Below are 13,832 nucleotides of genomic sequence, written 5' to 3' on the forward strand. Positions count from 1 at the left end.
CGCCGAGGAATGGGGTGCCATGAGCAAGCGTGCAGTCCTGGAGGTGATCGCGCTCGACGCCGAGGACGCGGTCGCCGCCCAGGCCGGAGGCGCGGACCGCCTGGAGCTGGTCACCGACATGGCGGCCGACGGGCTGACCCCGTCGGTGGCCGTCTTCGCCGGGATCCGTGCCGCCGTCGACATCGACCTGCGCGTGATGCTCCGCCTCGCGGACGGGTTCGCGGCCGGTGACGTGGAGCGGCTCGTGGGGGTGGCAGGAGAGCTGCGGGCGGCCGGCGCCGACCAGTTCGTGCTCGGGTTCCTCGACGCGGACGGCGGGGTGGACCTGGCGGCGGTGGAGCGGGTGGTCGACGCGCTGGACGGCTGCGCGTGGACCTTCCACCGGGCGATCGACCGGGCCGCCGACCGCGACGCCCTGCGCAAGCAGCTCGCCGACCTGCCGGGACTGGACACCTACCTGACCGCGGGTGCCGCCGACGGCGTGGACGAGGGGCTGCCCACGCTGGTCGCGGAGGCGGGACGGCGCGGGGAGCCGGGCTACGACCAGACGCTCCTCGTCGGCGGCGGCCTGCGCCTGGAGCATGTGAGGCCGCTGCGCAGCGCCGGGATCGACGCGTTCCACATCGGCGGTGCGGCGCGCCCCTCCGGGTGGGAGGGGCCGGTTTCCGAGCGGTTCGTGGCCGAGTGGCGGAGGGTGTTGGACGGGGAGCAGTAAGGCCTCGTCCGGTGTTCTCACGCCGTCGCGAGCACGACCAGGACGAACAGGAACACGATCCCGAAGCCCGTGAGCGGGAGCAGGCCGAACATTCCGGCCGGGCGGCGGAACACAGGGAGGCCCGGGTCCAGGCCGGGGCCCAGGGCGGCCGTCGGTGCGGGGAGCTTGCGGATCCTGGACAGGGTGAAGAGGTTGATCAGCAGCGTGACGGGCGTGATGAGCACCGACATCGGACCCCACCAGCCCTGCGCCAGCGTGTCCGACTGCATCTTCCGGAAGACGGCGAGCCCGCAGGTGTGGCAGAAGGTGCCCTTCCGCCACAGGTTCCTCATCACGATCAACATGCCCTGGTGGCCACGGACGGTCACCCGCGCGGCGGGCCCGGCGCCGCACACGTCGCACCCGGGACCGGCGGGCGCCTGCTGGGGCGCGACGGGCCGGCTGTGGTCGACGGGTGCCTGCTGGTACGGAGCCTGAGGACGACCGTAGCCGCCGGGCGCCTGCTGGGGCGGGTACGGCGCGGGCGCCGTCTGCTGATACGGCCCCGGCGCCGGTGCCGGCTGCTGGTACGTCCCGGGCGTCTGCGCGTACGGCCCGGGAGCCTGCTGGTACGGCCCGGGTGTCTGCTGGTAGCCGGGATACGGGGACGGCGGTGTGCTCAACGGAGGCCTTTCCATGGGGACGTGACGAAACCGGAGAGCACCTTAGGCCGTCAGGCCAACTGGGCCGGTACCGGGGCCGAGTGCGTCACGATCAGCCCCGACACCGCACGCGTCAGCGCCACATACAGCCGCCGCAGACCCGTCCGTTCGTCCGGCTCACCGTCCACCACCTCCTGCGGCTCGTCCAGGACCACGTAGTCGTACTCCAGACCCTTGGCGAGCGACGCCGGGACCAGGGTGAGGCGGGTCTCGCGGGTGGTCTCCTCACCGGGGGCGAGGTAGGTGATCCCCGCCGCCGTCAGAGCCTCGGACAGGGCCGGGATGCGGGCGTCGGCGGCGATCAGCCCCGTCGAGCCCTCGTTGCCCAGCAACTCCTCGCACGCGGCGATGACTTCGGCCGTCCCCGCGGTCGTACGGACCTCGAAGAAACCGGGGTTCTCACGGACGGAGGCCACCGGGGTGAGGCCGGGCGCGATGTGCGGGAGGAGCCGGGAGGCGTATGTGATGACGTCCGTGGGGACGCGGAAACCGGCCGTCAGCTCCTCGATCACGCCCTCGCGCTTGCCGAGATGGGCCAGCGCCTCGTCCCAGCTGCGGGTCGCCCACGGTGTCGTACCCTGCGCCAGGTCGCCGAGGACGGTCGCGCTGCCCGTGGTGCAGCGACGCCCGACGGCCCGGTACTGCATGGGGGAGAGGTCCTGCGCCTCGTCGAGGACGACATGGCCCAGCGAGTGCGTGCGCTGGACCAGATCCGCCGCCTCGTCGATCAACACCGCGTCCGCGGGCGACCACTTGGCCGACTTCACACCGCGCACCGGCTTGGCCCACAGGATCGTCCGCTGCTCGTCCTCGTCCAGGATCCCGGCGGCGTGCTCGGCGAGGAACCCGGCGTCCGTCAGCAGCCGCAGGACCAGCTTCGCCGGGTCCACCACCGGCCAGCTCGCCTTCACGGCCGCCTTCACCGCGCTGTTGCGGGCGACGGCGTCCTGCACCCGGTCGTCCGGGGCCTCCCCGGCCCGCTCCATCTGCACCAGCACCGCGTGCGCGATCCGCTGCGGCAGGGCCTCGCGGGCGGCGCCGTAACGGATGTCCCGCTGCAGCAACTCCCGGACGATGTCCTCCAGTTCGTACGACGGCACCCGCCAGCGGCGCGAGCCGCGCACCACCACGACCCCCTCCGTCGGCAGGGTCACATGGGAGTACAGGGCCCGGCGCAGCACCTCGGCCATCCGGGCGTCGCCCTTGATCACGGCCGCGGCCGCGTCGTCCGTGCCGCGCACCTCCACCTGCGCGACCAGGTCGTCCACGGTGGCCTGCTGCACGGCCAACTCGCCCAGTGCCGGAAGGACTTGCTCGATGTAGTGCAGGAAGGAGCGGTTCGGTCCGATGACGAGCGTGCCGGTGCGGGCGAGCCGCTCCCGGTGGGCGTAGAGGAGATAGGCGACCCGGTGCAGGCCGACGGCGGTCTTCCCGGTCCCCGGGCCTCCCTGCACGCACACGGTCCCGCCCAGCCCGCTGCGGACGATCTCGTCCTGCTCGGGCTGGATGGTGGCGACGATGTCCCGCATGGGGCCGACGCGCGGCCGCTCGATCTCCTGCTGGAGCAGCTTGCTGGCCTTCGCGGTCTCCTCCGGGTCGGACAGGTGCTCGTCCTCGTAGGCCGTGAGATCGCCGCCGGTGTAGCCGAAGCGGCGGCGCAGCCCGATGTCCATCGGGTCCTTCTTGGACGCCCGGTAGAACGGCTGCGAGACCGGGGCACGCCAGTCGATGACCATGGGGTCGCCGTCGGCGTCGTGCACATGCCGGCGCCCGATGTAGAACTGCTCGCCCTCCGCTCCCTCCGCCTGGTCCGCACCCGGTGCGTGCAGATAGTTCAGCCGGCCGAAGAACAGCGGGGTGTCGCTGAGATCGGCCAGCGCCTTGATCCGCTCGTCGATCTGGCGGGACAGCACCTCGGCGTTGACCCAGTTCGCGGTGACGTCCCGGATGTCCAGCGACTCCACGTCCTCACGCATGGCACGCAGCGCGGCACGGGAGGAGGCGAGGTGGGAACGCTCTCGGGAGAGGGGGTCGGCGAGGTCGCCGGCGGGGCCTTCGAGGGGTTCGTGGGCGGGCGCGGACAAGGGGGTGCCTCCGGATCTGCTCTCGCATGACGCGTGACTGGGCGTGGGGTGCACGACTGGGCATGGCTGGGGCCGTCCGGTTTCCGTGCGGACGGCGGCACTCCGTGGGGAGGCGGGCAAGAGCGGAGATTTTAGGCGAGTGGGCGGGACGGAGGCCAATGGATTTTCCGACCCCTAGGGGATACGAGGCCCCGAAGTAGGGGCCGCGGTCCACCCGGGGGCCTACACGGAACTGCCGGGAATTGGCTCCGGAGACCGATGCGGGTCTTATGCCCGGCGAGCCACCATGGAGGCATGAGCGCAGCAACCATCTCCCCCTCCTCCCCCGTCCGGCCTCCGTCCGGTGCCACGGCGACGGACGGCCCCCATCACCACCCGCTGGGCAACGCCCTGCGTGCCATCAAGGTGTTCGCGGAGGCCGCGTTCAGCGTGGTCATCCTCGGCGAGTACGGCGAGGAAGCAGGCATACGCCATAAGTGACGGCCCACCCGTGGCCGATCTGCTCGTCCACCGGGCCGAAGGCGCGGCCGTGGGCCACGGCACACCGCGGCCTTCCTCGCGGGCAACGCGCTCCTGCCCGCGACCCTCGTCGGGAGCCGTCGGCTCAGCTCTCCGTCAGGATGTCGTCGGCGTCCATGATCCGGTAGGCGTAGCCCTGTTCGGCCAGGAAGCGCTGGCGGTGGGCGGCGAAGTCCTGGTCGATGGTGTCGCGGGCGACGACCGAGTAGAAGTGCGCCTGGTGGCCGTCCGCCTTCGGGCGCAGGACCCGGCCGAGCCGCTGGGCCTCCTCCTGGCGTGAGCCGAAGGTGCCGGACACCTGGATGGCGACGGTGGCCTCCGGCAGGTCGATGGAGAAGTTGGCGACCTTGGAGACGACGAGCACACTGATCTCGCCCTCCCTGAACGCGTCGAAGAGCTTCTCGCGCTGGGCGTTGGAGGTCTCGCCCTTGATGACGGGGGCGTTCAAGTGCTCGCCCAGTTCGTCGAGTTGGTCGATGTACTGGCCGATGACGAGGATCTGCTGCCCGGCGAACCGGCGCACGATCGCCTCCGTCACCTTCCGCTTCGTGTCCGTCGTCGCACAGTAGCGGTACTTCTCCTCCGTCTCGGCGGTGGCGTACGCCAGCCGCTCGGAGTCGGTGAGGTTCACCCGGACCTCGACACAGTCCGCCGGCGCGATGTACCCCTGCGCCTCGATCTCCTTCCACGGCGCGTCGAACCGCTTCGGCCCGATGAGGGAGAACACGTCCGACTCGCGGCCGTCCTCACGGACGAGGGTGGCGGTCAGTCCGAGCCTGCGCCGTGCCTGCAGATCCGCGGTGAACTTGAAGACGGGAGCCGGCAGCAGATGCACCTCGTCGTAGACGATCAGCCCCCAGTCCCGGGAGTCGAACAGCTCCAGGTGCGGGTAGACGCCCTTCCGCTTGGTCGTCAGCACCTGGTAGGTGGCGATGGTGACCGGGCGGATCTCCTTCCGCGTCCCGCTGTACTCGCCGATCTCGTCCTCGGTCAGCGAGGTCCGTTTCACCAGCTCGTGCTTCCACTGCCGGGCGGAGACGGTGTTGGTGACGAGGATGAGGGTGGTGGACTTCGCCTGGGCCATCGAACCGGCGCCGACCAGCGTCTTCCCGGCGCCGCACGGGAGCACGACCACCCCGCTGCCGCCGTGCCAGAAGTTCTCCACGGCCTGCTTCTGGTACGGCCGGAGCGCCCAGCCGTCCTCCAGCAGCTCGATCGGATGCGCCTCACCGTCGACGTACCCGGCGAGATCCTCGGCCGGCCAGCCCAGCTTCAGCAGCACCTGCTTGATCTGCCCGCGCTCGGAGGGATGCACGACGATCGAGTCCGGGTCGATCCGCGCCCCCACCAGCGGGGCGATCCGCTTGGACTTCAGCACCTCCTCCAGCACCGGCCGGTCGGTGGTGGTGAGCACGAGCCCGTGCGCGGGGTGCTTGGACAGGGTCAGGCGGCCGTAGCGGTCCATGGTCTCGGCGATGTCGACCAGCAGCGCGTGCGGCACCGGATACCGGCTGTACTGCACCAGCGCGTCCACCACCTGCTCGGCGTCATGCCCGGCGGCGCGCGCGTTCCACAGCCCGAGCGGTGTGACCCGGTAGGTGTGGATGTGCTCGGGCGCCCGCTCCAGCTCGGCGAACGGCGCGATGGCCCGACGACAGTCGTCGGCCCGCTCGTGGTCGACTTCCAGGAGCAGGGTCTTGTCGGACTGGACGATCAGTGGACCATTCACGCGCGGTACACCCTTTCCCTACGGCCAAACGTCCAGTGTGCCCTATTGGCCGATGATCAGGGTCAGTCCTCCGCCAGCTCCGCGACCCCCGTGATCCGGTGCAGGGGATAGGTGCGGACCTCGTCCGCCGTGTGGTCGTAGGCCGTGACGAAGCCGCCCTCGACGCGGACCGGGGCGATGACGCGCTGGCTGGCGGTGCCCTCGGCGTTGACGTAGCCGATCCAGAGGGACTCGCCGGTCAGGACGGCGGCCTGCATGGTGGCCAGGGTCTCGGCGGAGGAGGTGCGCGGCAGTTCGCCGCCCGCGAGCGGGGCCCCGGGCCCGGCGGGCTTGCGCGGGGCGGTGGCGGCCAGGTCGCCCGCCCGGATCGCGCGGATCGCCGCCCCGAGCAGTGTGGCGTCGGGTGCCGGCGGTCCGTCGGGGACCGGTTCGGGGGCGGCGCGCGGCGGGGTGCGGTGGGCGTGTGCGCGGGCGATCAGGACGTCGCCCTCGGCGGACTCGGCGGCCGGTGCGTAGCCCATCGCGCGCAGGCCCTCCAGCAGCGCGGCCGGGTCGGTCTGGGCGGCCAGCACGGTCGGGGCGAGGCGGCGCAGCCGCAGGGCCGCGGCGCGCTTGTCGGCCAGGATCTCGTTCAGCAGGGTGTCGTCGTCGCAGCGGACGTACGCCGAGGCCGCGCCGACCCGGAGGTGACCGTGCTTGCGGGCCACGTCGTCGATCAGATAGGCGAGCGGCTGCGGGACCGGCGTACGGGAGTGCTCGGTGAGGAAGGCGTGCAGGTCGGTGGCGGTCCGGCCGGCGTCCAGGGCGCGCCGTACCGAGGCCGGGGTGAAGCGGTACACCGTGGCGCCGCCCTTGGACTCGACGTCCGCGAGTACGCCCAGCAGATCGGCGAGCGGCCGCCGCAGCGGTCCCGGTGCCACCGCCGTCAGGTCGGCCTGGAGCAGCACGTGGCCCAGCGGCTCGGGCAGCAGCGGCGCCAGCAGCCGCCCGGCGGCGGCCGTCGCCACGGCCTGCTCGGCCGGGGAGAGCGGAGCGGGGACGGCGGCCGGCCGATGGTGGTGGTGCACGGGCAGCTTGTCACCGGGGCCGACAGGCTCGGCCGGCACGTCCGACACGGCCGGCACAGACGTGGCCGACACGGCCGACGTGGCCGAGGAGCTTGAGGTGCCCAGCAGTGCCCGCCCGTGCTCCGACAGCGCGCCGCGCCCCGTGACGCCCAGCAGTTCGGCCTCGGACAGGGTCCAGCGGGCGAGCCTTGAGCGCAGATCCTCCTCGCCGGTCCCGTCCGTGTCCCGCTGGGGCCCGCGCAGCGGCCGTTCCCAGCGCAGCCGGGCCAGCACCGACTCGGCGTCGGGGGCCGCGCCCGCCGGCAGCCCGGACAGCAGGGTCAGCACCCGGTGCCGTACCTCGGGCGCGGCGGACCGGTCGAGTCCCGGGCCCAGCGCGGACAACGTACGGTCCTTCGCGTCCCGCCCGCCGACCAGCCCCGGCGTCCGCGTGGCCGCCAGCCAGGCCTCCGCGAGCTGGGCCCAGCGCTCGGCGGGGGGCCGCTCCAGCCACTCGTCGTAGGCGGGCGTGGCCGCGTACCGCTCGTCGGCCTCGCCGTCGGAGGCGACCAGACCGGCGGCGTACGCCAGCTCCACCCAGAACGCGGCGACCGGTTCCGACACGTCCAGGGCGACGGCTGTCCGTTTCAGATCGCGCACGCTCAGGCCGCCGGCCCGCAGCACGGCCGGGCCGCCCTCGTCCCAGTCCTTCAGCAGTTCCTCGACGGTGGCCAGCGCGGTGTACGCCTGCCCGGCCGCCGTCGCGTCCACCACCTGCGGACTGTGCGTCGTGGCGGGTTCGACGGCGGGCGGCAGCGGCTCGGGCGCGCGGTGGGCCCGGCCCTCGCGCAGATGCAGGGCCACCTCGCGCGGCAGGACGACCGTGCCGGGCGCGGCCGGCAGCAGCAGACCGCGGTCCAGCAGCCAGCGCAGATGCGCCGCCGGGTCCGCGGTGACCTGCCCGTACGGCGGCCCCCACACCAGCCGGGACAGCACCTCGCGGGACGGCTGCGGGGCGCCGTCGAGCAGTTCGGCCATCGCCTTCCGGTCGGCGAACAGCGCGGTGAGCGCGGCCATGGCCGACACCGAGTCATGGGTCGAGGGCAGCCCGGCCGCCGTGACGATCTCCTGGATACGGCCCGGAGACATGCCCGAGGCGGCCTCCTGCACGCAGGGCCCGAGCCCGGTCGGGGACGGGTGCTGCGGGGACGGCGCAAGGAGTTCACGAGCCGTGCGCACCAGCCGGAGCCGCTCGTCGTCGCCCCACACCAGCGCCTGCTCGCGCAGGGTGGCGAGGGCCCGCGGCAGCGCGGCGGTGACCGTCTCGTCCCCGGCGTCGCCCGCCATCAGCCCGAGCAGCGTGTCGTACGACGCCGGGTCCGGGGCCACGGCCAGCGCCTCCGCCGCCTGCAGCGCGAACCGGTCCAGCCGCTCCAGCGCGCGCAGCACCGAGGCGCGGGTGCCGGCGCGGGTGGCGAGCTGGGTGAGGTCGGTCGGGACGGGCGTGATGAGGTCGGGGCGGCTGCGCAGCAGCGCGGCCAGGGAGACGTCGTCCCGTGCGCGGAGCGCTTCCGCGAGGGAACGGGGGGCTGGGCGGGCCGCATGGCTCATCTGACCCACGTTAGCGGGTGAGTACGTTCCAGCCGAGTGAGTCGGGATGGGGGTCCCCCCGCGCGAGCGAAGCCGAGCGTGGGGGAGGGCGGGCAAGGACGCGGTACCGTCCTCACCGGGGTTTCATCGCCGTCATCGCCGTAGCCCCGGAGGGGTTTCCGTTGGGGATCGAGAGCGACCAGGTCGTCTACGAGTACCTGAGCCGTGTCGGGGACATCGCTCAGCAGCGGCAGCTGCCGTCGGGCACGCGGATGCGGCTCGTGTCGGAGCTGCGGGGCGAGATCGACCGGCACCGGGCCGGGGCGGCCGCCGACAGCCCCGCCGCGGTCCGCCGCATCCTGGACCGCCTGGGCACTCCTGACGAGGTGGTCGCGGCGGCGGGCGGTACGTCAGGTCCGTCCGGTACGTCCGGCACGGGCTGGGGTGCGCAGTCGTCCGCGGCCGCCGTGCCGGCACAGCCTGCGCCGCGCGAGCGGAAGCCGGATCCGGTTGACGGAGAAGGGGCGAAGGGCAGGGGCCTGCGCCGGGTCGTCCCCCGTTCCCGACCCCGCCCGCGCGCCGCCGGGCCCGAGCCCGCCGCCCCGCGCGACGCCCCGTCCCCGCCGCACCTCGCCGGGGCGCACGAACTCGGGGACAGCGCCGTACGGCCCGACTGGTGGCGGGTCGCCGGCAACCCCTTCGGCGGCGCCGCGGAGACGACCGACTCGGTGCCGGGGTTCGTCGGCGGCGTGGAGATCCCGGAGCTGCTCAAGCGGCCACCGCTGCCGGGGGAGGAACCGGCGAAGCCGGCCCCGGACACGGCCGAGCCGATCGCGGACGCCACGGAGGCCGCCGCCGAACCCGAACCCGCCCGGCGTCGCCGCCTGATGCCCCGTCCCGCCGCGGGCTGGACCAACCCCCTCCTGCTGCTGGCGGCCGCCGCGCTGGTCGCCGGTGCGGTGCTCGGGAACTGGTTCGCCCTGCTGCTCGGCTGGGTGATCGCCTACGGCTCCCGGCGGCTGACCCCCGCGGAAACCAGGCTGGCCGTCATGGTCCTGCCCGGCACCGCGGTCGCCGCCGGACTGGTCTGGCTGTGGGGCCGGGACAACGGCCGCTGGGGCACCCCGATCGCCCAGGGCCACATGAGCGACGCGATCGCCGGGACATGGCCATGGGTGGTCCGGGGCGCCGCGGTGGCCTCGGCGCTGTACCTGGTCTGGCGCTCCCAACGCCGCAGGTAGATCCCCCGGGTGACTCCGCTCGCCCCGCGGTTACGGCGCGATGCGACTGCGCCGGCTGCAACCCCCCAGGGGCGCGGGGAACCGCGCGCCCAGCCACCCCGCCCCCGCACCTGGCAGACAACAGTCCCCCACGGCGCATCCTCGCCCAGCCCTGGCCGCCGGAGGCACCCGCGCCCGGCAACGGAGAGGCCCCCCACGGCGCATCCCCGCCCAGCCCCCGGCCGCCCATGTACCCGCACTGGGCAACGCAGAGGCCCTCCACGGCGCATCCTCGCCCAGCCCTGGCCGCCGGAGGCACCCGCGCCCGGCAACGCAGAGGCCCTCCACGGCGCATCCTCGCCCAGCCCCCGGCCGCCCATGCGCCCGTACCCGGCAACGCAGAGGCTCCCCACGGCGCGTCCCCGCCCAGCCCTGGCCGCCGGAGGCAACCGGCACAATTGGGCATATGACTTTGACCGTCGGCTTCGACCTCGACATGACCCTCATCGACTCCCGGCCAGGGATCCGCGCCTGCTACGTGGCCCTGGCGGAGCGGACCGGGACGTACATCGACGCCGATCTGGCGGTGACCCGGCTGGGCCCGCCGCTCGTGGACGAGCTGAGCCACTGGTTCCCGGAGGAGGAGGTCCCCGCGATGGTCGGCCTGTACCGGGAGATGTACCCGTCGATCGCCATCGCCGCGACGCCCGCCATGGACGGCGCCCGGGAGGCGATAGCCGCGGTGCACGCGGCGGGCGGCCGGACCCTCGTGGTCACGGCGAAGTACGAGCCCAGCGCCAAGCTGCACCTGTCCCACCTCGGTATCGAGCCGGACGTGGTGGTGGGCGACCTGTGGGCCGAGCAGAAGGCGGAGGCGCTGCGCGAGCACGGCGCGGGCGTGTACGTCGGCGACCATGTCGGGGACGTGCGCGGTGCGCGTACGGCCGGCGCGCTGTCGCTCGCCGTGGCGACCGGCCCCTGCACCGCCGATGAACTGCGCGCCGCCGGGGCGGACGTGGTTCTCGACGGCCTCTCCGCCTTCCCGGACTGGCTGACCGGCTACCGGACGACCGGCTGACCGCCTACTCGGCCGCGGCGCGCGCCTGACGTCGGCCGGCGGCCACCGAGCGCAGCACCCCCGCACCGGCCAGCAGAAAACCGACGCCCATGAGCATGCTCAGGCAGTACATGTACGTCGGAAAAGCCTTCGCGCCCAGGAACAGCGGCGCCACCGTGACGAGCGTCGCCACGGCGCCGACGAAGAAGACGATCGCACCGGCACGGATCAGGTGGTCACCGGGCGCGGCGGAATTCGTTTGGGTTTTGTCACGCACCGGACCAGGGTAGTTCCCAGCGCGAGAGAACAACCGGGGGACGTCTTGTCAGCCGCCCCGAGACCATTACGCTTGGTAGCGGCGGGTCACGGTCGACCCGCCCCAGTGCTATCAAGAGCACTTTCCGAGCAGCAGAAGCAGTGGCAGTTCCCCAACTAGCACGAGGACGAGGACAGACGGTGCCGACCGGGCGTGTCAAATGGTTCAACAGCGAGAAGGGCTTCGGCTTTCTCTCCCGCGACGACGGCGGCGACGTCTTCGTCCATTCCTCTGTTCTCCCCGAGGGAGTCGATGCGCTCAAGCCGGGACAGCGCGTGGAGTTCGGCGTCGTGGCCGGTCAGCGTGGTGACCAGGCGTTGTCGGTGACCGTGCTGGAGCCGGCGCCGTCGGTCGCGGCCGCCCAGCGAAAGAAGCCCGACGAGCTGGCCTCCATCGTGCAGGACCTGACGACCCTTCTTGAGAACATCACGCCGATGCTCGAGAAGGGCCGTTACCCGGACAAGGCCTCCGGCAAGAAGATCGCCGGCCTGCTGCGGGCGGTCGCCGACCAGCTGGACGTCTAGGACCCGTCAGGGAAAAGCGAGCGCATCCGGGCCGAGGGGCGGCAGCAGTCCCTCGGCCGCCGCACGTGTGAGCAGCCCGCGGATCGCCGCGTAGCCGTCCTCGCCGAGGTCGGCGGTGAACTCGTTGACGTACAGCCCGATGTGCTGGTCGGCGACGGCCGGGTCCATCTCCTGGGCGTGGGCCATGACGTACGGCCGGGACGCCTCGGGGTCGTCCCAGGCGGCCCGTACGGAGTCGCGGATGGCGTCGGCGAGCCGCGTCAGCGCGTCCGCGCCCAGCGAGCGCTTGGCGACGATCGCGCCGAGCGGGATCGGCAGCCCCGTGGTCCGCTCCCAGTGCTCACCCATGTCGGCGAGCTTGTGCAGGCCGTAGTTCTGGTACGTGAACCGGGCCTCGTGGATGACGAGTCCGGCGTCCACCTTGCCGTCCCGCACGGCGGGCATGATCTCGTGGAACGGCATCACCACGATCTCACCCACCCCGTTGCCCGGCAGCGTGTCCGCCGCCCACAGCCGGAACAGCAGGTACGCCGTGGACTTCTCGCTCGGCACCGCGACCGTACGGCCCGTCAGATCGAGACCGGCCTCCCGCGTGAGCACCAGCGGCCCGCAGCCCCGCCCTAGCGCACCGCCGCACGGCAGCAGCGCGTACTCGCCGAGGATGTACGGCAGGACGGCGTACGACACCTTCAGCACGTCGAACTCGCCGCGCTCGGCCATGCCGTTGGTGATGTCGATGTCGGCGAAGGTCACGTCCAGCGCGGGGGCGCCGGGGACGCGGCCGTGGGCGAGGGCGTCGAAGACGAAGGTGTCGTTGGGACAGGGCGAGTACGCGATCTGCAGAGGCTCAGTGGTCATACGGTGTCCAACTCTCCAATGCGGGGGCGAGCTTCCCGACTGCCTCGGTGAGGGCGGTGAGGGCGTCGCCGATGCGCCAGGCGGCGCGGTCGCGCGGGCCGACCGGGTTGGAGACCGCGCGGATCTCCAGCACCGGCACCCCGTGCGCGGCGGCCGCCTCCGCCACCCCGAAGCCCTCCATGCCCTCGGCGAGCGCGTCGGGGTGCCGCGCGCGCAGGGCGGCGGCGCGGGCGGCGGTGCCGGTGACGGTGGAGACGGTGAGGATCGTGCCGGTACGGGCGCCGGCCGCCTCGGACACGGCGCGTACGGCCGATTCGGGCGGTCGGTGGGTGACGGCGCCGAAGCCGAGTTCGGTGACCGGGAGGAAACCGTCGGCGGTCTCGGCGCCCAGGTCGGCGACGGTGATCGCGTCGGCGACGACGAGCGAGCCGATGGGCGCGTCAGGCTGGAAGCCACCGCCGATCCCGGCGCAGACGACCAGGTCGTAGGGGGCGCCGTCGAGGGCGGCGGCGGTCAGTGCGGTGGCGGTGGAGGCGGCGGCGCGGGCCGGGCCGACACCGGCGGCGAGCAGGTCCCAGCCGGTGGCGGTACGGCACAGCGGTGCGCCGGGGAGCCGTACCTCGGTCACGGCGCCGGGGAACGCCCGTGCCACCGCGTCCCGTTCGGGCGGGACCGCGGTGGCCAGGAGAATGCGGACGGAGGGCGTGATCAGGCCTTCTTCAGCTTGAACGACCACATGCCCTGGTTGGACTTGTCGCCCATGCGGATCGTGACCGTGTTGGTGTCGCCCTGGGTGCCGTACTGCTGGTTGAAGAACGCGCTGCCCGGGATGGTGCGGTAGGTCTTCTTGCTGACGTCGGTGAACTGCTGGCCGTTCACCAGGAGGAACCAGCCGGCGTCCGCGATCTTCGGGTCGACACCGATTCGGACCGTCTCGTCCTGGTCGACCTTGATGGACTTGGACTTGTCGACGTTCTTGATGCAGTTCGTCAGCGACTTGGCGTCCAGCGCGTTGCCGTCGTTGTAGCACATGGCCTCGGAGTTGACCGAGCTCGTGCCGACGGAGACCGTCGCGACGGGCGTCGGCTTCTCACAGGCCGTCAGGACGAGCAGTCCGGCGGTAACGGCGCCGGCGGCGGCGACGGCGCGGCGGCGTCGCACAGCACGTGGTACATCAGCGGCTTCGCCGCGGGGCAGCGTGGTCATGGCCGAAGGCTATCGGGCGCCCGGAGCCGTCCGCCCACGTGGGGTGCGGCGTGCCCGGTTCGTTACGCCAGCCGTGCCCGCGTCCGGGAAAACGTGTCCGGTTCGTTACGCCAGGCCAAGCCAGGCCACCGCCGAGCCGACCGGGATGCCTGGGTTGGCGGGGATGCCGGGTTGGCCGGGGCGCCTGGGGCGGTGTGACGCCGGGTTGGCCGGGGCGCCGGGGTCGGCGGGATGTCGGGTTGGTCGGGATGCCGGGTTGGCCGGGGC

13 protein-coding genes are annotated in these 13,832 nt (G+C 73.0%); 5 read left to right on the forward strand and 8 right to left on the reverse strand.

Annotated elements, in window-relative coordinates; translation table 11 throughout:
- The first annotated feature begins 19 nt into the window (after window positions 1-19).
- Window positions 20-715 carry a copper homeostasis protein CutC gene (locus AV521_RS11215; protein ID WP_076087114.1) on the forward strand — a complete coding sequence of 232 codons (696 nt, stop codon included), beginning with the start codon at window positions 20-22 and terminating at the stop codon, window positions 713-715.
- A gap of 17 nt (window positions 716-732) precedes the next feature.
- Here the strand turns inward: AV521_RS11215 and AV521_RS11220 are convergent, their stop codons facing one another.
- Together AV521_RS11220 and AV521_RS11225 are read right to left on the reverse strand one after the other, a co-directional pair.
- Window positions 733-1,377, reverse strand: coding sequence for a hypothetical protein (locus AV521_RS11220; protein WP_076087116.1), 645 nt, complete (start codon window positions 1,375-1,377; stop codon window positions 733-735).
- A gap of 50 nt (window positions 1,378-1,427) precedes the next feature.
- Window positions 1,428-3,500: a UvrD-helicase domain-containing protein gene (locus tag AV521_RS11225; RefSeq protein ID WP_076087118.1), complete on the reverse strand. Its 2,073-nt coding sequence runs from the start codon at window positions 3,498-3,500 to the stop codon at window positions 1,428-1,430.
- Window positions 3,501-3,794: 294 nt separating this feature from the next.
- Here AV521_RS11225 and AV521_RS11230 point away from each other — a divergent pair, with 294 nt between their 5' ends.
- A complete protein-coding gene (locus AV521_RS11230) occupies window positions 3,795-3,980 on the forward strand; it encodes a hypothetical protein (RefSeq protein WP_076087120.1) in 186 nt (61 codons plus the stop codon).
- A 124-nt stretch (window positions 3,981-4,104) separates the two neighbouring features.
- Here the strand turns inward: AV521_RS11230 and AV521_RS11235 are convergent, their stop codons facing one another.
- Both AV521_RS11235 and AV521_RS11240 read right to left on the reverse strand, forming a co-directional pair.
- On the reverse strand, window positions 4,105-5,748 hold the full coding sequence (locus AV521_RS11235) for a DNA repair helicase XPB (RefSeq protein ID WP_076087122.1): 1,644 nt from the start codon (window positions 5,746-5,748) through the stop codon (window positions 4,105-4,107).
- Between the two features lie 62 nt (window positions 5,749-5,810).
- Window positions 5,811-8,405, reverse strand: coding sequence for a helicase C-terminal domain-containing protein (locus AV521_RS11240; RefSeq protein ID WP_076087124.1), 2,595 nt, complete (start codon window positions 8,403-8,405; stop codon window positions 5,811-5,813).
- A gap of 161 nt (window positions 8,406-8,566) precedes the next feature.
- On the opposite strand from AV521_RS11240, the gene AV521_RS11245 reads away from it, so the two are divergent.
- Both AV521_RS11245 and AV521_RS11250 read left to right on the forward strand, forming a co-directional pair.
- Window positions 8,567-9,625 (forward strand): hypothetical protein, encoded by a 1,059-nt coding sequence (locus tag AV521_RS11245; protein WP_076087125.1) that lies wholly within the window; start codon window positions 8,567-8,569, stop codon window positions 9,623-9,625.
- A 445-nt stretch (window positions 9,626-10,070) separates the two neighbouring features.
- Window positions 10,071-10,682, forward strand: a complete 612-nt coding sequence (locus AV521_RS11250) for an HAD family hydrolase (protein ID WP_076087127.1) — start codon at window positions 10,071-10,073, stop codon at window positions 10,680-10,682.
- Between the two features lie 4 nt (window positions 10,683-10,686).
- Here AV521_RS11250 and AV521_RS11255 read toward each other — a convergent pair whose 3' ends face one another.
- Complete coding sequence (locus tag AV521_RS11255; protein ID WP_076087128.1) at window positions 10,687-10,938, reverse strand: hypothetical protein; 252 nt, start codon at window positions 10,936-10,938, stop codon at window positions 10,687-10,689.
- A 179-nt stretch (window positions 10,939-11,117) separates the two neighbouring features.
- Here AV521_RS11255 and AV521_RS52240 point away from each other — a divergent pair, with 179 nt between their 5' ends.
- Window positions 11,118-11,501: a cold-shock protein gene (locus tag AV521_RS52240; RefSeq protein WP_076087130.1), complete on the forward strand. Its 384-nt coding sequence runs from the start codon at window positions 11,118-11,120 to the stop codon at window positions 11,499-11,501.
- Window positions 11,502-11,507: 6 nt separating this feature from the next.
- Here AV521_RS52240 and AV521_RS11265 read toward each other — a convergent pair whose 3' ends face one another.
- The 3 genes from AV521_RS11265 to AV521_RS11275 are packed head-to-tail and all read right to left on the reverse strand — an operon-like array spanning window position 11,508 to window position 13,565.
- Window positions 11,508-12,359 (reverse strand): 1,4-dihydroxy-6-naphthoate synthase, encoded by an 852-nt coding sequence (locus AV521_RS11265; RefSeq protein WP_076087132.1) that lies wholly within the window; start codon window positions 12,357-12,359, stop codon window positions 11,508-11,510.
- Window positions 12,349-13,044: a futalosine hydrolase gene (locus AV521_RS11270; RefSeq protein WP_076087461.1), complete on the reverse strand. Its 696-nt coding sequence runs from the start codon at window positions 13,042-13,044 to the stop codon at window positions 12,349-12,351. Before AV521_RS11270 ends, AV521_RS11265 begins: the two co-directional genes overlap by 11 nt.
- Window positions 13,045-13,067: 23 nt before the next feature.
- Window positions 13,068-13,565 carry a DUF2771 domain-containing protein gene (locus tag AV521_RS11275; RefSeq protein ID WP_076087134.1) on the reverse strand — a complete coding sequence of 166 codons (498 nt, stop codon included), beginning with the start codon at window positions 13,563-13,565 and terminating at the stop codon, window positions 13,068-13,070.
- Window positions 13,566-13,832 lie beyond the last annotated feature (267 nt).

Source organism: Streptomyces sp. IMTB 2501 (assembly GCF_001953885.1).
Lineage (GTDB): Bacteria > Actinomycetota > Actinomycetes > Streptomycetales > Streptomycetaceae > Streptomyces.

Bases quoted from the DNA above. Each gene is read 5' to 3' on its own strand.
- AV521_RS11240 (WP_076087124.1), bottom strand. From the start codon at position 8,405: ATGAGCCATGCGGCCCGCCCAGCCCCCCGTTCCCTCGCGGAAGCGCTC.
- AV521_RS11265 (WP_076087132.1), bottom strand. From the start codon at position 12,359: ATGACCACTGAGCCTCTGCAGATCGCGTACTCGCCCTGTCCCAACGAC.
- AV521_RS11230 (WP_076087120.1), top strand. From the start codon at position 3,795: ATGAGCGCAGCAACCATCTCCCCCTCCTCCCCCGTCCGGCCTCCGTCC.
- AV521_RS11215 (WP_076087114.1), top strand. From the start codon at position 20: ATGAGCAAGCGTGCAGTCCTGGAGGTGATCGCGCTCGACGCCGAGGAC.
- AV521_RS11250 (WP_076087127.1), top strand. From the start codon at position 10,071: ATGACTTTGACCGTCGGCTTCGACCTCGACATGACCCTCATCGACTCC.
- AV521_RS11275 (WP_076087134.1), bottom strand. From the start codon at position 13,565: ATGACCACGCTGCCCCGCGGCGAAGCCGCTGATGTACCACGTGCTGTG.